Genomic DNA, 16,220 nt, shown 5'->3' with positions numbered 1-16,220 from the left:
GGGAGGGTGTGGGTCGAAGCGGCCGCTGTCAGAGCTCGGTGACGGTGAGCGCCCGGTGCTGTCAGGGCCTGGTGATGTCAGTGCTTGGTGACCGTCAGATCTTGGTGACGGTCAGTGCGCCGCGGGACAGGGCGAGGGCGCCCGCCAGGGGGTCGACCTCGCCGGGGCGGCAGAGCCGCAGGCCGCGGCCGGCCCGCCCGGGGTCGCGGTCGGCGTAGCTGCGCACCTCGCTGACCTGGCGGACCAGCTCGGCGCGGTACGGCTCGCCGAGGCCTTCCGCGTAGCCGCCGCCGATGCCGATGAGGTCGGTGCGGGGATCGAGGCAGCGCACGGTGCGCACGATCTCGGCGACGGGTTCCACGACGGTGGCCAGCAGGCGGTGGGCGGCCGGGTCCCCGGAGCGCAGCAGGCCGGGGAGGGCGTTGCGGACCGCCTCCGGACGTTCCATGCCGAGGGCGGCCGCGACGTGCGGCAGCGCGGGGCCGGCGGCCACCGCGGCCACGTGGCCCGTCCCGCCGCAGGGGCAGGTCAGCGAGCGGACGGCGTCGGGGGCGGTGGAGACGGCCGGGAGGTGGCCGACCTCGCCCTGCAGGCCGTGGGCGTCGACCGGGACGGAGCGTTCGGTGAGGTCGGCGGTGCGCAGGGCGATGCCGCTGCTGACCGTGACGTACACGACCCGGCGGTGGTGAGGCTCGGCGAAGCGTTCCACGAAGCTCGCCAGCGCCGCGGTGACGTCGTTGTACAGGTGCCAGCTGACGTCCGGGCGGCGGGCGGCGAGGAGGGCGCGCAGCGGTACGGGCCGCTCGGGGCCACCGCCCCAGAGCGGGCCCGAGCCGTGCAGCACGCCGTGCTCCTCGTCCATCGCGGCACCGCAGGACATCGCCACCCGGGCGTCCGCCGGCACCGTGTCGGCCAGCGTCTCGACCAGCAGGTCGAGGAGCGCGGCCGGATCCTCCCCGGGCCGGTTGAGGACGCTGGGCGCGGGGAGCCGTACGGTCCGCCCGGACCCGGTCCGGATGCGCAGCCAGGTGCCGCCGAGGTCGACGGCGACCTCGGCGCGCACCCGCGGGCCGGGCTCCTCCGTCACCGCCCGTGTGCTCACCGCCGTATCTCCTCGGCCGGTTCGGCGTGGGTCCGGGACGGCTGGATCTCCACCCGGATCCGGCCGTCCCCCGGGTGCGCGCTGACGGCGGTCAGGTCGTCGACGCGGTACGGCGCCGCCTCCTCGGCCGGCGCGGCGACGGCGACGGCGGTGCCACCGGAGCGGCGGGCGGCGAGCAGACCGGGGGCGGAGTCCTCGAAGAGGAGGCAGTCGGCGATGTCCACGCCGAGGAGGCGGGCGGCGGTGCGGAAGCCCTCGGGGTCGGGCTTGCCGGCTTGTACGTCGCCGGCGCAGACGGCGACCTCGGGCAGGGGCAGGCCGGCGGCGGCGAGGCGGCGCTCGGTCATGGTGCGGGAGGCCGAGGTGACGACGGCCCAGGCGTCGGCGGGCAGGGAGGTGAGCAGCCGGCGGGCGCCCGGGATCTCGGCGACGGCGTCGGTGGCGGCCTCCTCGCGTTCCCGGATCCGGGCGACCTCGGCGGCGACGGTGTCGCCGTCGGCCTCGGGGAGGCAGCCGGCGACGATGTCCCGCGCGGTGCGGCCGGGCAGCGCGGCGAGCACGGTCTCGGGGGCGAGGCCGTGGCGGGCGGCGAATTCCCGCCAGACGCGGTCGATGGACGCGGCGGAGTCGACCAGGGTGCCGTCCATGTCGAAGAGCAGGGCGCGGGCCGTCACGGCCAGGGGGGTGGTCATCCGATCTCCAGGATGTCTGCGGCGAGCCGGATCAGGTCGAGGTCCTGCTCCCAGCCCCGGCGCAGACGCTGGTCGCCGGGGTCGGTGTCGAGGATCACGTGGTCCGCGCCGCTGTCGCGGAGCAGGGCGATGTCGGCCCGGATCTGGTCGGGCGTGCCGTAGCCGAGGGGCCGGGACTCCGTGGCGACGGGGGCGGTGGTGGGGAGGAAGAAGATCCTCGGCGCGAACTGCTTGCCCTCCGCGAGGGCCTTGGTGGCCTGGAGGCACAGCTGCCGGCTGGGGTGGAGCGGGTGCCAGGCGGTGCCGATCCGGTTGACGCGCTCCAGGGCCCGCGGTCCGTTGCCGCCGATCCACAGCGGGGGGTGGGGGTCCTGCAGGGGCCGGGGCGCGGTGTGCACCCGATGGCCCCGGTGGGTGATGACGTCGGAGGTCCAGGCCTCGACCAGGACGTCCAGGACCTGGTCGGTGAGGGCGCCGCGCCGGTGGAAGTCCACGCCCAGGACCTCGAAGGCGCGCGGGGCCCAGCCGACGCCGAAGCCCACGACGAGGCGGCCGCCGCTGAGCTGGTCGATGGTGGCGGTGGCCCGGGCGAGCGCGATCGGGTGGCGGTGCGAGGCGATCAGGACGCCCGCGCCGAGCCGGACCGTCTCGGTCTGCCCGGCCAGCCAGGACAGGGTGGCGAGGCTTTCGTAGAACGGCGCGGGCGAGCGCCGGTGGGCGTCGTCGGTGAGGGCGAGGTGGTCGGAGACCAGGACGGTGTCGAAGCCCAGCCGTTCGGCCTCGCGGGTCCAGGTGAGCATGCCCTCGGGGGTCATCTGGTGACCGAAGTTGGGCAGGTTGATGCCGAATTTCACCCGGTCACCGGCCGGGGGAGGGTGAGCCCGAAGGGCGCGTGGTGGGCGGTGGCCGCGGGGTGCGGTGCGGCGTGGAGTTCGAGCAGGTTGCCGCCGACCCGGTCGAGGGAGCGCGGCGGTTGCTGGTCCGGGATGCCGTGTTCGAAGAGTTCGAGGTTGACGGCGTCGTCGACGACGAGCATGGCCATCGCCGAGATGCCCTCGACGTCGAGGTCGAACTGGCGCCGCATGAAGGCCCGTTCGGCGGCGATCTCGGTGGACAGGACGACCCGGGCCCGGTGGTGGGTGATCAGGTGGTCGATGGCGGCGTCCAGGCTCCGGACGCTGTACCCGGTGTGGTCCAGGCCGAGCAGGGTGGGCAGGACCGCGTCGTCGGCCGGCCGCTGGCCGTGGTGGAGCCGCTCGGTGGTGATGTCGGCGTAGCCGGGGGTCTCGGGCCACTGCTGCAGTTCGAAGAGGGTGCCCCACGGGGAGCGGAAGTAGATCCAGCGGTTCCCACGGATCGGGCCCTCGGGGATGGTGATGATGTCACCGAGGACATCGACGCCGGGGACCTTCTCCAGGTGGGCGGCGGCGGCCTCGATGTCGCCGACGCGCAGGCAGAGGTGGTTGGTGCCGACGTCGACCAGTCGGGGCGGCTCTTCGGGGGCGGCGAGCGGCGCGGTGGGGACGAACCGCACCTCGGTGCCGGCGGAGAAGGACACGGTGCCGGCCTCGCCGTCCCGCCGCGCGGTGGAGGGCCCGGTCAGGTCCGCGAGGAAGGCCGTGGCCTGCGCGACGTCGGGCACCGCCACCGTGATCCGGTGGGCCGGTGGGCGGGTGTCCGGAGTGGTGTCCGGGGTCGTGGTCATGCGCGGGTTCCTCCGTGGTGCGGGGCCGGTGCCTGGTGCGGGTGCGGGTGCGGGTGGGTCACGGCAGGAGCAGGACCTTGCCGCGCAGGCCGCCCGCGCCGAAGTCCTGGTGGGCGCGGGCCGCGTCGGCGAGCGGGTAGCGGGGGCCGGTCGGCACCGTGAGCCGGCCGGCGCTGATCAGGTCGCTCAGGGCCTGAAGCTGGTCGCCGTTCTCGTTGACGTAGCTCTTGCGGGGGGTGATGCCGCGCTCGGGGGCCGGCTGGTCGTTGTCGTCGATGGCGACGAACTGGCCGCCGTCGGCGACCGCGCGGATCGAGGCGGCCACGCCCGCGGTGTCGACGACGGCGGTGTGGGTGGCGGCGGGGAGGTCCTGCGCCAGGGTGTGGACGGTGCCGACGCCGAGGGCCCGCAGGGCTTCGACGTCGCCGGGCCGGGCGAGGGCGTCGACCGGGTGCCCGTCGGCGAGCAGCAGCTGGACGGCGATCCGGCCGACCGCGCCCGCGGCGCCGGTGACGAGCACGGGTGCGCCGGGCGGCAGGGTGAGCTTGTCCAGGGTCTGGACGGCGGTGAGTCCGGCGAGCGGGAGCGCGGCGGCCTCCTCCAGCGGCACCCCGACGGGGGCGGTGGCGAACAGGCGCGCGTCGGCGACGACCTGTTCGGCGTAGGTGCCGTAGCGGTGGGCGGGCTGGGCGACCATGCCCACGACGGGCTGGCCCACGGTGAACCGGGTGACGTCGGCGCCGATCTCGGTGACGACGCCGGAGACGTCCCAGCCGGGGACGGCCGGGTAGGTCAGGTTCATGGTGAGGAAGCCGGAGCGGGTCTTGAGGTCGACCGGGTTCACGGCGGCCGCGGTGACGGCGACGCGGATGTCCTGCGGGCCCACGGGCAGCTCGGGCACCTCGTCGAGGGTCAGGACGTCCGGGTTGCCGGTGTGGTGGAAGGTGACGGCTTTCATGCCGGCGGGTTCTCCTTCGGAGGAACGGTGGTGAAGGCGTGGCGCGCGTTGGCCTCCGCCGCGGTCAGGACGAGTCCGCCGTCGGCGACGACCGAGGCGCCGGTGACGTAGCCGGAGCCCGGGCCGGCGAGGTAGGCGATGAGCGAGGCGATCTCCTCGGCCCCGCCCGGGCGGCCCAGCGGGATGTCCGGCCGGGAGATCTCCCGGTAGGTGTCCTCGTCCAGGACGCCGTTCATGGCGGTGGCGGTCTCACCGGGGGCCACGGAGTTGACCCTGATGCCGTACGGGCCGAACTCCAGGGCGAGCACCTTGGTGATCATGCCCAGGGCGGCCTTGCTGGCGCAGTACAGCGCGCCGCCGGTGATGGGCACGCTCTCGTGGACGGAGGTGACGTTGACGATGCTGCCGCGGACGCCGTCGCGGATCATGCGGTGGCCCACCGCGGAGGCGAGGGCCATGGGGGCGAGCGTGTTGACGGAGAACACCTCGTCCGCCCGCTTGAGGTCCAGGGCGTCGGCGGCGCTGCGGTCGTTGACGCCGGCGTTGTTGACCAGGCAGTCGATGCGCCCGGCCTCCTCGATGGCGGCCAGGCAGCTGTCGACGGCGGCCTGCGGCTCGCGCAGGTCGGCCCGGACCGGGACGCACTCGGCGCCGCTGGTCCGCCGCAGGTCCTCGGCGACCCGGCGGATCCGGTCCTCGCCGCTGGCGTAGCCGAGGAGCAGCCGGTGGCCGGGGCGGGCGAGCGCCCGGGCGGCGGCCCGGCCGATGCCGCTGCTGGCACCGGTGATCAGGACGGTGTGGAGGTCAGCCAACGCCCAGCACCACCTTGGGCCGGGTCCGGCCGAGTTGGAGCACCTCGAAGGCGTGGGCGACCTCGGCGAGCGGCACCACCCGGTCGACGAGGCCGGCGCCGACCTCGTCGACGAGTGCGACGGCGCGGGCGTAGTGGTCGACGCCGTGCCGGACCCCGACGATGCGGATGCCGTCGAGCGCGATCCGGCCGGGTTCCACGGTCTCGGTCTGCGCGGGGACGCCGACCAGGAGGCACAGGCCGCCGGGGCGCAGGCGGTCCAGCGCGGCGTTGAGGGTGCCGGGGGCGCCGGAGCACTCCACGACGATGTCGTAACCGGTGGGGGCCTCGTCGGTGCGGGTGAACCGCTCGCGGTAGCTGCCGGGCGGCAGATGGCCGACGGTGCCGGGTTCGGCGATGTCGAGGGTCACCGGGTAGCGGGCGAGGACGGCGGCGGCGAGGCTGCCCATGGTGCCCGCGCCGACGACCAGGATCCGGTCGCCGGGCCGGGGGTCGGCCGCGTCGACCGCCTCCAGGATGGTGACCAGCGGCTCGACCAGCACGTGCTCCGGCCGAGGCCGCTCCGTCTCCGGGCCGAAGGGGACCAGGGCGTGGCGGGGCATCACCAGGTACTCGGCGGCGGCGCCGGTCCAGCCGTACAGGCCGACCTCGCGCAGCTCGGTGCAGAGGTTGCGGCGGCCGGAGGCGCAGGAGCGGCAGGACTGGCAGGGGATCATGGTGGAACCGGTGACCACCTCGCCCTGGCGCAGCCCGGTGACCCCGGTGCCGAACTCCTCGACGGTGCCCACCCATTCGTGGCCGAAGCGGTGCGGGAAGGCGGCCCGCCCGTCGACGAGGTACGCGGAGGTGCCGTGGAGGATCTCCAGGTCGCTGCCGCAGAGGCCGACGTAGGCGATCCTGATCAGGACCTCACCGGGCCCGGCCTCCGGGCGCTCGGTCTCCACCAGGCTCGCGGCGTGCGGCTTGTCGATGACGGCGGCGCGCATCATCGCCCCCCGCCGACGGCCCGGGAGCGGCGGGTGCCCACGGCCAGGGCGAGGACGGCCGCCAGGGCGAGGGCCGCGCCGACGATGGGCAGCGAGACCAGCGATCCGCCGGACGACAGGGTGAGGGAGCCGATCCAGGCGCCGGCGGCGTTGGCGAGCTGGAAGCCCGCGATGTTGACCGTGGCCGCGAGGTTGGGCGCCTCGCTCGCGGAGCTGATCAGCTTGGAGGCCAGCGGCGGGATGATCGAGAAGCCCGCGGCGCCCAGGACGAACAGCCAAGGCGCGGTGAACCAGGTGCTGGAGCCGAAGAGCGCGAGCAGGCCGAGCGAGACGGCGAGCGCGCCGAGCGCGACGAGCAGGGTGCGGTCGATGGAGCGGTCGGCGAAGTGGCCGCCGAGCTGGTTGCCGGCCACCGAGCCGACGCCGAAGACGAACAGCAGCACGGTGACGTGGCCGGCCGAGAAGCCGGTGTAGTCGCGCAGGAACGGCGCGATGTAGGTGAAGACGACGAACAGCGCGGCCTGGGCGAGCGCGGTCAGGGTGAGGGCCGCCCACACCGAGGGGCGGGTGAAGACGGTGAGTTCGGCGGAGATCGACCCGGCCGGGCGGGCGGGCGCGCGCCGGGTGACGGCCACCAGCCCGATGGTCGCCAGGGTCTGGAACACCGCGACCACCACGAAGGAGGTCCGCCACCCGAACTGGCCGCCGATCAGGGTGCCGAGCGGCACGCCGAGCACGGTGGCCAGGTTCAGGCCGAGCGAGACCCGGGCGATCACCCGGCCCTGGAACTCCGGCGGCACCAGCGAGGTGGCGAGCACCAGGCAGAGGGCGAAGAAGGTGGCGTGCGGCAGCGCGGTGATGATCCGGAAGACGATCAGCAGCGGGAAGTTGTTCGCCAGCGCGGTGCCGAGGGTGCCGACGACGAAGACCGCCATGGAGCCGATGATCAGCGGAGTGCGCGGCACCCGGGTGGTGACGATGGTGAGCAGCGGGCCGCCGATCATCACGGTGACGGCGTAGACGGTCACCAGGAGGCCGGCGGTGGCGTCGGACACCTTGACGTCGCTCGCGATGTCCGGCAGGACGCCGGCCACGAGGTACTCGACCGTGCCGACGCCGAAGACGGCGAGCAGCATCCACAAGACCGCGGCGTTGGCCTTCGCCGCCGGTGTGGGAGCGGGTGCGGCGGTCTCGGTCCCGATGGTGTCGGTCAACGGGCACCTCCTGTCGTGTCGTTCTTCTCGGTGGTGGACGCGTCGTCGCTGCGCTCGTCGGTGGCGCGCGCGGGGGCGCCGGTGTACTCCACGACCGCGCAGCCCCAGGTGAACCCGACGCCTATGCCGGTGAGCAGCACCCGGTCGCCCGGCACGAGGGTGCCGGAGCGGCGCAGCAGGTCGAGCCCGATGACCGGGTCGGCGGCGCCGGTGTGCCCGATCTCCCAGCCGCGGTCGGCGAGCGTCTGCTCGGCGTCGATCTTCAGCGGGACGAAGCACTGCTTGCGCAGCAGGACCTTGCCGAAGTTCGGCACCAGCCAGCGGACGATGTCGGAGTGGCTCACGCCGGCGTCGGCGAGCGCGGTCTCGGCGCAGCGCGACAGCGCGGCGGCGTTGCGGGTCCAGAACTCCTCGGTGCCGCGGTCCTCGACGAAGGCGGAGACCCGCTGGGGCAGGTTCAGCGGGGTGTCGGAGGCGTACTGCGGCATCGTCATCGGGTCGTCGCCCCGGTGCATCCGCTCCAGCAGCGGGTCGCTGACCACGGAGGTGGAGAGCACCCGGAAGGGGCCGCCGTCGTGGCCGAGGACCAGGGCGCCCGCGCCGTCGCCGTAGACCACTCCGCTGTCGGAGGACCAGCGGTCGAAGAGCGGCAGCTGCCACGCGTCGGAGGCGGTGACCATGCCCTTGCCGGAGCCCGCGCACCAGCGGCCGACGAGTTCCATCCCGACGACGGCGCCCGCGCAGGCGGTCCGTATCTCGATCGGGACGCAGTCCGTGATGCCGAGCTCGCCCTGCAGGTAGGCGCCGCAGTTCCAGGCCTCCAGCCCGTTGTGCAGGACCACCGCGTGGACCAGGAGGTCGATGTCGGCGGGGTCGGCGCCGGCGTCGGCGAGTGCGGCGCGCCCGGCGGTCACCGCCATCTCGGGGGCGGTCTCGCCGCGTTCGGGGCGGGCCACCACGACCGACACCTGCGCGGTCTTCTGGTACTCGATCTCGTCGTACCGTCCCGCCGCCACCATCTCGGCGGCCGACTCACGTTCCTCGGGCAGGTAGGAGGCGAAGCCCTCGATGTAGAGGTTGTCCCACTTCACGCGGCCTCACCGGCCCCGACGAGTCCGGCGGTCGCCCGGCGTCCGGCGCCGTCCCGCCGCGCGGTGTCGAGCTCCTTGAGCGCGATGCGCAGTTCCTCGGGGGTGACGTCGTTGACGAAGCGGTGGTGCCCGATGCCGACCGGCAGGGGCAGTCGCTGCTGTCCGTCGCGGTGGCGCACGGTGTCGGCGAGGGCGCCGTCCAGGATGCCGGGGCGGGCCAGGACCTCGGTCCACAGCGGCAGTCGGAGCTGCTCCATCAGGGTCAGGACGCGCTCGGCCTGGTACTTGGTGACATCACCGCGCAACCGCCCCATCACGGTGGTGAGCGCCATGTCGATGGCGACCGCCTCGCCGTGCAGCAGCTCCGGCAGCGCCTCCATCTCGACCGTGGGGCTGAAGGTGTGTCCGTAGTCGACGCACCGCTCCAGGGTCTGCTCCCACAGGTTGGGCTGCAGTTCCTCCAGCATCAGGTGGATCGCCTCGGAGATCACCTGGCGGGCCGCGGTCTCCAGGGTCGGGGTGCTGCCCTGGAAGCGGTCCTCGATCAGCTGGGGCCCGAAGTCCTCCAGGAGCTCGAAGAGTTCGGCCGACTTGATCAGCGCCATCTTGAGGATCTCGGCCAGGCCGTTGGAGAGGTGGCGGGCGTCGAGGGTGCCCAGGAAGGAGCGGTCCACGAAGGTCGCGACCGGCGGCGCGTAGGTGCCGAGCCGGTTCTTGCCGTGTCCGTAGTTGACGCCGGTCTTCACGCCGACCCCGGCGTCGACCAGGCCCACCAGCGTGGTGGGTATCCGTACGTAGGGGGTGCCGCGCCGGTAGAGGCTGGCGGCGAGTCCGACGACGTCGAGCAGGACGCCGCCGCCGATCGCGATCACCGGCTCGCGCCGGCGGTCGATGCCGAAGTCGTTCATCGCGTCCACCACGTCCGTGACCGCGCTCCAGCGCTTGACGCTCTCGTCCGCGCGGACGGGCAGGAGGGTGGCGGCGATGCCGTGGTGGTCGAAGTAGTGCGCGATCCGTTCCCCGTGGAGCTCCTGGACGGCGGAGTCGATCACGACGAGCCGGCGGTCACCGGACCGTAACGGGGCGTCGGCGCAGCCGGAGAGCAGCAGGGTGCTGTCGGGCTCGAATAATCCGGCGGCCTCGACGATGTGGTACCGGACCTGTTTGATCGCCTCCACCGTCCACGACGGGGTGGTGGAACGGTGACGGGTGAGGCCCTCGGTGAAAAGAGCGGTGGCATGCATGTGCGGTCCTCGATGGTCGGGGAGTGGCGCGACGCGGCCGACGGTCAGGTGTCCGCCGCGCTGCCCTGGTGATATGACGGAACGTCATGCCTTGTGGGCACGACGGTTCGTGTCATCGGCGTGGCGATACTAGCATTCGTGTAGCGCTCACTACATGAATATCGTGTTTCACTGGTGTGAAGCCGTCCTTCGGCGCGCGCCTGCGACCGGAGCGCGCCACCGACGACATGGGAGCATCGATGGCAGGCGTACGCGGCCAGGGCCGCAAGTTCGATCTCGAAGACATCCTGGAAAAAGCCATGTTCGTCTTCTGGCGGCACGGGTACGACGGCACATCGGTGTCCACCCTCACCCGGGAGATGGGGATCGGCGCCCCCAGCCTCTACGCCGCCTTCGGCAGCAAGGAGGGCCTGTTCCTCGCCGTCGTCGAGCACTACAACAGCGGCTGGGGCGGCTTCATGCAGCGCGTCTTCGACGAGGAGGAGCGCGCCTCCGTCCTGATCCGCCGCCTGCTGTACGAGGCGGCCGACGCCTACGCCCACGTCGACTGTCCCGGCGGCTGTCTGATCATCAGCTCCGCCATCCGGGTCTCCGACACCAGCCAGCAGGTCGCCGACCGCCTGCGCGAGCTGCGCAACGCCAACATCGACCGGCTGGAGGCCCGCATCGGGGCCGACGTCGAGGCGGGCATCCTGCCGGCCGGCCTTGACGCGCGCGCGGTCGCCGAGTTCCTCGGGGCGATCGTCCAGGGCATGTCCCACCGGGCGAGGGACGGCGCGACGGTCGCCACGCTGCGGACGGTCGCGGGGATGGCGTGGGACTCCGTGCGGGTCCTGCTGGGCGAGACCTGAGTCGGCGCCTCCCGCCCCGGGAGGCGCGAACGGGGAGGGGCCCCGGACCGGATCGACGGATCCGCTCCGGTGCCCCTCCCCGCGCGAGGGCCTCACCCGCCCCGCGATCGCCGTCCGTGGTGGCGGCCTGAGCGGCTCCTTGCTGATCGGGGTCGGCCTCACCGCTGCCGCGCTCGCGCGACGGCTGCCATGTGGGATACCGCGGTACGGGATACCGGGCGCGGGATCCGGAACCAGCCGTACCGGGCCATCGGTAAGGACTGTTAGCGTAAGGACCTCACCGCCCCTTCGCTGCCTACGGCCGTACCGACACCATGGCGGCGCCGGGATCTGTCGACCGACCCAACCGCTTGGAGAGAGAGCATGACGCAGCGTCAGGACCTCATCGCCGTCCGCCCGATCGCCGAGGCTGATGTTCACACCGCGGTCGACACCCTCACCCGGGCCTTCGCCGACTATCCCTTCACCCGGTACGTGCTCGCCGCCGACCGCCACGAGGATCGGATCCGGCGTTTCCAGGAGCTGTGCCTGACCCGCATAGGCATGGTGTACGGACGTACGTGGGTTGCCGACGGGGGCCTCGCCGTCGCCGCCTGGACCACCCCCGAGCAGGACCCCTCGCCCGCCTTCGCCGAGCTCGGCCCGCTGTTCGGCGAGCTCGCGGGGGACCGCGCGGCCGCCTTCGAGGCCGCCGAGGAGGTCGTCGAGCCCCACCGGCCGCAGGAGCCGGTGTGGTTCCTCAACACGGTCGGCGTCGCCCCCGAAGCCCAGGGGCGGGGCCTCGGCGCCGCGGTGCTGGCCCCCGGTATCGAGGCGGCCGCCCGGGCGGGGTACCCGGCGTTCCTGGAGACCTCCACCGAGTCCAACGTCGCGTTCTACCAGCGTCTTGGCTTCGAGGTCAGCGCCGAGGTCCCGCTCGAGGGCGGCCCCCACACCTGGTGCATGCGCCGGGACCCGCGCTGAGCGCGGGCCGTGGAACCCGCTGAACCGTCCACCGTCCACCGTCTCGCGCCGCGCGGGGCGGTGGACTCGGTCAGGGGCGCGGGTGGCGCAGGGGGACGGCGGTGCGGACGGTGTTGGCCTGGTGGGCGGCCGGGCGGGCGACGGGCAGCCAGGCGGGACGGAAGCGCTGCTGGTGCTGGGTGCATCAGTCCCGCAGGAGCTTGCCGAGCCGGGTGGCCTGGGGCGGGGCGGGAGCGTCTGCAACGCGGACGGCGCGGCGCAGCAGGTCCTGCACATGGGCCTCGGGGTCCCATTCGTCGGCGAGTTGGTGCAAGGCGGCCGACGGGATGCGGGCAACTCAGCAGCTTGCCGTCCGTCGGCAGCCTCGGCATCCGGGAGGACCCCCCGTCAGCAGTTCCGGCTCAACCGCCGCGCGATGGCCTCCAGGAGTTCGTCCAGTGCCGCCTCGCGCGTTCGCCCCCGAGGCCGGGCCAGCCCCACTCGGCTGGGTGAGACCCCGCGGACGGGGTGGAACACCACGTCCGGGTGCGCGTAGAAGCGGGCTGCCGACGCCGGGGCCAGTGCCACGCAGCCGCCGGCCACCGCTCCGAGCCATTCGTCGGGCCGACTGGTGACAGCACCGACCCGGACGGGGTGTCCTTCCCGCTCGTCCACTGCCAGCCAGTGCTCCCTCCAGGCTCCGGTCTCGGCTCCGGCCGCAACGAACGGTTCGTCCCACATCTCCCGGAACTCCACCATCTCGCTGTTCGCCAGAGGATGCCGGGCCGGCAGCAGCACCCCGCGCTCCTCAGCGAACAACTCCCGCACGTTCAGCCGCTCCTGCCCGGGAAACGGCAGACGCACCACCGCCGCGTCCACCTCGCCCCTGGCCAGGCCGGCGCTCGGGTCCGACCAGTCGAACTGGCGCAGTTCCACCCGCCACTGCGGCTGCGCCTGGCGGAACTCGGCGATGACCTCGGGGACGGCACCCAAGGCGCCCGCGTCCAGGAAGCCCAGGCGCAGCACCCGGGCCGCCCGGCCGGCCGCCCGGACCGCCTCGTCCCAGCTGTCCAGCAGCGCGGGCACTCGCGACGCGAGCTCCCGGCCGGCCTCGGTCAGCGCCATCCCGGACCGCGAACGCACGAAGAGCCGTACCCCGAGATCGTCTTCCAAGCGCCGGATCTGCTTGGTCAGCGCGGGCTGCGAGACGAACAGCTTCTGCGCCGCCCCGGTCAGGCTGCCCTCCGCCGCCACCGCGGCGAAGTACCGAAGCAGGCGAGTGTCCACATCCATGCCATCAGGTTATAGAAGAAGGTATTGGACGGTGCGGAGGCGTCCGGGGAGTCTGAAGGCATGACCGGTACTCATGTCGCACTCCTCGTTGTCACCCTGTTCACCGCTGCCATCAACATCGGTATCGCCGCCGCCGACCTCGCCGGAGCGCGCTTCGTGCTGGCCAACTCGGCAGAGGTGGGGGTCCCCCGAGCCTGGCTGCCCCGGCTGGGTGCCCTCAAGCTGGCCGGTGCGGCAGGCCTCCTCCTCGGTCTCAGCGATGCTCTGCGCCCCCTCGGCGCCGCCGCGGCTTGCGGTCTCGTCCTGCTCTACCTGGGCGCGCTCGTCTTCCACCTGCGCGCCCGTGTTCTCCACAACCTCGCGTTTCCCGGGTTCTTCTTCGCCGCCGCCGTCGCCTCGCTGGCCCTGACCGTGTCCTTCTGACGGCGGCACCGCCCAACCTTTGATGAGAACACTCCCTCGCGGCGACAGGTCATCCCACTGGTCCCGTCCCGGCCAGGGTCGAGCGCCTGCCATCGAAACCTGGTCGTCACGCGGGGACCGAGCCGCCGCGGAGGCATGTCGGCCTGCGGCTGTCGTGGCACGACGCCGTCGCAGGCCGGGGCGTCGAGCGTGGGGGAGCGGCGTGGCGGCGCGACCAGCCCCGTGACACCAAGGAACAGACACACGGCCCTGCCCCCCCCCCCCCGCACTGACCCGCGACCGGCTGACGTCTCGGCACTGACGCCGGGTTGGCGGCCACAGACGTACGGCCGGCAGGCCGCACACCCCGGGCGGGCCCACAAGAGCCCACCGCGCCTGCCCCACGCCGCAAGAACAGCCGACAGGACCGCCCCGCCGACCCCGTCAGGCCGTCGTCGCCCGGGCCTGCGCCGACGACAACACCCTGTAGCCCAGGGCACTATCCACTGCTGCCCGGACAGACCGCGGCCCAAGAAGACCACCACCCGATCACACAGCCGAACGCGCCCGGAACGACGCCGGCCCGGATGGCGCACGGAACTCCGGGGGCGCAGCAGCATCCCCCTTCACCCTCGGAGAGAGGACGACTGACATGACCCGCCTTCACCCCCTGACCCGGCACGGACGCTGGGTGATGACCGGTGCGGCCGGCACCGTGGGGCGCCATCTGCGCGGCGCGCTCGCACAGCGCTTCGAGCACCTGCTGCTCCTGGACACCGCCGAGATCCGCGACTGCGCGCCGCACGAGAGTGCGGTCCGGGCGGACCTGCGGGACTTCGCGCTGCTCAGAGAGGTTCTCACCGATCTGGACGGGATCATTCACCTCGGCGGAATCCCCGATGAGGCCGACTTCCACGACCTCGTGGACGTGAACATCACCGGTTCGTTCCACGTCCTGGAGTCCGCCCGGATCAACCGCGTGCCCCGCGTGGTGTACGCGAGCAGCAACCGCGCGACCGGCTTCTACCCCACGACCCAGTCGGTGAACCCCGACCTGCCGGTGCGACCGGACGGGCTCTACGGGGTGAGCAAAGCGGCAGTCGAGGCACTGGGACGCCTGTACGCGGACAAGTTCGGCCTCCAGGTCGCCTGCCTGCGCATCGGCAGTTTCGAGCCGGCCCCCTCGACACCGCGGGAGCTGGCCACCTGGCTCAGCCCGGACGACTGCACCCGGGCCTTCCGTGCGGCGCTCGACGCCGACTACGGGTTCGTCACCTTCTACGCGGTCTCGGACAACCGCGGCCGCTGGTGGGACCTGGAGGCCGGACGGGCGATCGGGTTCAATCCGTGCGACGACGCCGCCGAAGTCGGCGCCCGCATCGCTGGAAGCCCCGCCGAGCCTCAAGGAGGTGACTTCGCATCTCCCGGCTACACCCTGAGCCGGCAGCGCCACCTGAGCAACGTCCCCACCGAAACGGGGAGTTCACAGCCGTAACCAGCCACCCCGGGACGGTCCGGCACCCTCGCGCGGCGACCGTCCGCCGGACAGCGGGCACCGGCCGGGGACCCTCGCTCCAGAGTCCGGGCAGATGCAGCCCGCGGTCCGCCAACGCCCGGCCCTGAGCGCAGGCACAGGCGGCGAATGCCCGATCCGACGGTTCTCCGGCCCTCACCGAACTCGCCACCGGTCTCGGCGTGGCCGTCATGGGCGCCAGCCAGATCGCGCAGGATGCGATGGGGCCCGACCGGGTCCATATGGAAGGAGACGGTGCAGGCGGCGGAAGCAGCTCGCCGGACATGCGGACCCAGCCCTCCAAGGCCGCCGATCCGAATGCCACCCCCGACGGACACGTCACCAGCATCCCCAAGGCAGCACGCTCGCCGCTCATCCTCCCCAGCGCCGGGCTGGCCCCGGCCGGGGTTGCCCAGCACGAGGTCGACCGGGATGGCCGCCGGCCGCAGTGGTCCCTGCCCTGAGGGTTCCCTGGCCCGGTGACTACCCGAAGGCGGCCGAGCGGCCCGGCCCGGACGCCGTACCTTCGGCGAGGACGGTGTCCGCTTCGCTGAGCATGCGGCGGCGTTCGGCCAGGACGTTGTCGAACGCGGTGGTGTTCTGCTGGATCAGGGTGCGTTGAATGGCGGCCTCGGCTTCGTTCCAGATCCGGACGAGCCGGGTCTGTTGTTTGCAGGCGACGTCGGTGAGGGCGGTCGTCCGCTCTTCGTCGGTGGGTTGTTCGGAGGGCCAGGGGCCGGTCTGCAGCGGTGTCGCGTAGTCGTGGCCGGCCTGCTTCATGCACCGGGACCATGCAGCGACGGCGGCCACGACCTCCGGGGTCTTCGTCGATTGGTCGAAGGACTCCTGGTTGACCGACCGGACCAGGTAGGCGTCTCCGGGGTAGCTGGTGGTGCCGGTGATCCGGCGCGCAGCGGATTCCTGGCAGCCCTGCGGGCCGGTGAGCGCGTTCAGCTGGTCAGAGGAGAGCGGTACCTGTGTCGGGTCCGGGTGGGCGGGGAGGTGGTAGCCGGTGGTGCGGGCCCCGAAGGCGCTGGTGAGTCCGTAGCGCCGTTCGTACCGGCCCAGCACGGTGGCCGGGGCGGTGGCCGGGGCGGGTGGGCGGACTCCGGCGCTCCGCAGGCAGTCGGCGACCAGCCGGTCCAGGGCAGTGTGCAGCCGGGCGTTGTCGGCGGGTGGGAGGAAGTACGGGTCCAGGGGCAGGGAGATGACGGTGGGGTCGTCGGCGGGGTCGGGCGCGGTCTTGGTGCCGTCGGCGGAGGTGCCTGCCGGGCCGGATGGCGTTCCCCTGGTGGAGGCTGGTGCGGTGCCGGTGGTGGTCCCGCTGTTCGTGGAGCAGGAGGCGAGCAGCAGAAAGCAGGTGGCGACGGCCGCGAGCGGGGCGGTGAGCCGCGGTGTGTTCATGGGGTCGTGGCC

General features: G+C 73.1%; 18 protein-coding genes. 5 read left to right on the top strand and 13 right to left on the bottom strand.

Going from position 1 to position 16,220, the window contains the following annotated elements; genetic code table 11:
- Positions 1-94: 94 nt before the first annotated feature.
- Genes QWJ13_RS28220 through QWJ13_RS28175 form a run of 10 tightly spaced genes read right to left on the bottom strand, consistent with a single transcriptional unit; the run spans position 95 to position 9,803 of the window.
- Entirely contained in the window at positions 95-1,102 is a 1,008-nt protein-coding gene (locus QWJ13_RS28220) for an ROK family protein (RefSeq protein WP_316527970.1), read from the bottom strand.
- A complete protein-coding gene (locus QWJ13_RS28215; RefSeq protein WP_316527968.1) occupies positions 1,099-1,794 on the bottom strand; it encodes an HAD-IA family hydrolase in 696 nt (231 codons plus the stop codon). Before QWJ13_RS28215 ends, QWJ13_RS28220 begins: the two co-directional genes overlap by 4 nt.
- Positions 1,791-2,648 carry a TIGR03619 family F420-dependent LLM class oxidoreductase gene (locus QWJ13_RS28210; RefSeq protein ID WP_316527967.1) on the bottom strand — a complete coding sequence of 286 codons (858 nt, stop codon included), beginning with the start codon at positions 2,646-2,648 and terminating at the stop codon, positions 1,791-1,793. Before QWJ13_RS28210 ends, QWJ13_RS28215 begins: the two co-directional genes overlap by 4 nt.
- Positions 2,645-3,499 carry a VOC family protein gene (locus QWJ13_RS28205; RefSeq protein WP_316527965.1) on the bottom strand — a complete coding sequence of 285 codons (855 nt, stop codon included), beginning with the start codon at positions 3,497-3,499 and terminating at the stop codon, positions 2,645-2,647. Before QWJ13_RS28205 ends, QWJ13_RS28210 begins: the two co-directional genes overlap by 4 nt.
- A gap of 58 nt (positions 3,500-3,557) precedes the next feature.
- A complete protein-coding gene (locus QWJ13_RS28200; RefSeq protein ID WP_316527963.1) occupies positions 3,558-4,457 on the bottom strand; it encodes an NADP-dependent oxidoreductase in 900 nt (299 codons plus the stop codon).
- Positions 4,454-5,269, bottom strand: a complete 816-nt coding sequence (locus QWJ13_RS28195) for an SDR family oxidoreductase (RefSeq protein ID WP_316527962.1) — start codon at positions 5,267-5,269, stop codon at positions 4,454-4,456. Before QWJ13_RS28195 ends, QWJ13_RS28200 begins: the two co-directional genes overlap by 4 nt.
- Positions 5,262-6,254 (bottom strand): zinc-dependent alcohol dehydrogenase, encoded by a 993-nt coding sequence (locus QWJ13_RS28190; protein WP_316527961.1) that lies wholly within the window; start codon positions 6,252-6,254, stop codon positions 5,262-5,264. Before QWJ13_RS28190 ends, QWJ13_RS28195 begins: the two co-directional genes overlap by 8 nt.
- On the bottom strand, positions 6,254-7,468 hold the full coding sequence (locus tag QWJ13_RS28185) for an MFS transporter (RefSeq protein WP_316527960.1): 1,215 nt from the start codon (positions 7,466-7,468) through the stop codon (positions 6,254-6,256). The genes QWJ13_RS28190 and QWJ13_RS28185 overlap by 1 nt, the downstream gene beginning before the upstream one ends.
- Complete coding sequence (locus QWJ13_RS28180; RefSeq protein ID WP_316527959.1) at positions 7,465-8,559, bottom strand: 3-oxoacyl-ACP synthase III family protein; 1,095 nt, start codon at positions 8,557-8,559, stop codon at positions 7,465-7,467. The genes QWJ13_RS28185 and QWJ13_RS28180 overlap by 4 nt, the downstream gene beginning before the upstream one ends.
- Positions 8,556-9,803: a sedoheptulose 7-phosphate cyclase gene (locus tag QWJ13_RS28175; protein ID WP_316527958.1), complete on the bottom strand. Its 1,248-nt coding sequence runs from the start codon at positions 9,801-9,803 to the stop codon at positions 8,556-8,558. Before QWJ13_RS28175 ends, QWJ13_RS28180 begins: the two co-directional genes overlap by 4 nt.
- A gap of 239 nt (positions 9,804-10,042) precedes the next feature.
- Here QWJ13_RS28175 and QWJ13_RS28170 point away from each other — a divergent pair, with 239 nt between their 5' ends.
- Both QWJ13_RS28170 and QWJ13_RS28165 read left to right on the top strand, forming a co-directional pair.
- Complete coding sequence (locus QWJ13_RS28170) at positions 10,043-10,654, top strand: TetR/AcrR family transcriptional regulator (RefSeq protein ID WP_316527957.1); 612 nt, start codon at positions 10,043-10,045, stop codon at positions 10,652-10,654.
- Between the two features lie 363 nt (positions 10,655-11,017).
- Positions 11,018-11,617, top strand: a complete 600-nt coding sequence (locus QWJ13_RS28165; protein ID WP_316527955.1) for a GNAT family N-acetyltransferase — start codon at positions 11,018-11,020, stop codon at positions 11,615-11,617.
- A gap of 184 nt (positions 11,618-11,801) precedes the next feature.
- Here QWJ13_RS28165 and QWJ13_RS28160 read toward each other — a convergent pair whose 3' ends face one another.
- On the bottom strand, positions 11,802-11,930 hold the full coding sequence (locus tag QWJ13_RS28160; RefSeq protein ID WP_316527954.1) for a hypothetical protein: 129 nt from the start codon (positions 11,928-11,930) through the stop codon (positions 11,802-11,804).
- Positions 11,931-12,004: 74 nt separating this feature from the next.
- Positions 12,005-12,889: a LysR family transcriptional regulator gene (locus tag QWJ13_RS28155; RefSeq protein ID WP_316527953.1), complete on the bottom strand. Its 885-nt coding sequence runs from the start codon at positions 12,887-12,889 to the stop codon at positions 12,005-12,007.
- Between the two features lie 60 nt (positions 12,890-12,949).
- Between QWJ13_RS28155 and QWJ13_RS28150 the strand changes: the two genes are divergently transcribed.
- The 3 genes from QWJ13_RS28150 to QWJ13_RS28140 all read left to right on the top strand — a co-directional run bounded on the left by QWJ13_RS28150 (position 12,950) and on the right by QWJ13_RS28140 (position 15,268).
- Positions 12,950-13,312, top strand: coding sequence for a DoxX family protein (locus tag QWJ13_RS28150; RefSeq protein WP_316527952.1), 363 nt, complete (start codon positions 12,950-12,952; stop codon positions 13,310-13,312).
- Positions 13,313-13,943: 631 nt separating this feature from the next.
- Positions 13,944-14,786, top strand: coding sequence for an NAD-dependent epimerase/dehydratase family protein (locus QWJ13_RS28145; RefSeq protein WP_316527951.1), 843 nt, complete (start codon positions 13,944-13,946; stop codon positions 14,784-14,786).
- A 302-nt stretch (positions 14,787-15,088) separates the two neighbouring features.
- Positions 15,089-15,268 (top strand): hypothetical protein, encoded by a 180-nt coding sequence (locus QWJ13_RS28140; protein ID WP_316527949.1) that lies wholly within the window; start codon positions 15,089-15,091, stop codon positions 15,266-15,268.
- 19 nt (positions 15,269-15,287) lie between these two features.
- Here the strand turns inward: QWJ13_RS28140 and QWJ13_RS28135 are convergent, their stop codons facing one another.
- Entirely contained in the window at positions 15,288-16,208 is a 921-nt protein-coding gene (locus QWJ13_RS28135; protein ID WP_316527948.1) for a hypothetical protein, read from the bottom strand.
- Between the last annotated feature and the right edge of the window lie 12 nt (positions 16,209-16,220).

The sequence above is a fragment of the Kitasatospora brasiliensis genome, from assembly GCF_032654805.1.
Classification (GTDB): Bacteria; Actinomycetota; Actinomycetes; order Streptomycetales; family Streptomycetaceae; genus Kitasatospora; species Kitasatospora brasiliensis.
The sequence above is the reverse complement of the archived record's forward strand: the minus strand, read 5'-3'. Positions and strand labels throughout refer to the sequence as shown.

Bases quoted from the DNA above. Each gene is read 5' to 3' on its own strand.
- QWJ13_RS28170 (WP_316527957.1), top strand. From the start codon at position 10,043: ATGGCAGGCGTACGCGGCCAGGGCCGCAAGTTCGATCTCGAAGACATC.
- QWJ13_RS28135 (WP_316527948.1), bottom strand. From the start codon at position 16,208: ATGAACACACCGCGGCTCACCGCCCCGCTCGCGGCCGTCGCCACCTGC.
- QWJ13_RS28145 (WP_316527951.1), top strand. From the start codon at position 13,944: ATGACCCGCCTTCACCCCCTGACCCGGCACGGACGCTGGGTGATGACC.
- QWJ13_RS28205 (WP_316527965.1), bottom strand. From the start codon at position 3,499: ATGACCACGACCCCGGACACCACTCCGGACACCCGCCCACCGGCCCAC.
- QWJ13_RS28200 (WP_316527963.1), bottom strand. From the start codon at position 4,457: ATGAAAGCCGTCACCTTCCACCACACCGGCAACCCGGACGTCCTGACC.
- QWJ13_RS28140 (WP_316527949.1), top strand. From the start codon at position 15,089: ATGCGGACCCAGCCCTCCAAGGCCGCCGATCCGAATGCCACCCCCGAC.
- QWJ13_RS28190 (WP_316527961.1), bottom strand. From the start codon at position 6,254: ATGCGCGCCGCCGTCATCGACAAGCCGCACGCCGCGAGCCTGGTGGAG.
- QWJ13_RS28175 (WP_316527958.1), bottom strand. From the start codon at position 9,803: ATGCATGCCACCGCTCTTTTCACCGAGGGCCTCACCCGTCACCGTTCC.
- QWJ13_RS28150 (WP_316527952.1), top strand. From the start codon at position 12,950: ATGACCGGTACTCATGTCGCACTCCTCGTTGTCACCCTGTTCACCGCT.
- QWJ13_RS28165 (WP_316527955.1), top strand. From the start codon at position 11,018: ATGACGCAGCGTCAGGACCTCATCGCCGTCCGCCCGATCGCCGAGGCT.
- QWJ13_RS28215 (WP_316527968.1), bottom strand. From the start codon at position 1,794: ATGACCACCCCCCTGGCCGTGACGGCCCGCGCCCTGCTCTTCGACATG.
- QWJ13_RS28155 (WP_316527953.1), bottom strand. From the start codon at position 12,889: ATGGATGTGGACACTCGCCTGCTTCGGTACTTCGCCGCGGTGGCGGCG.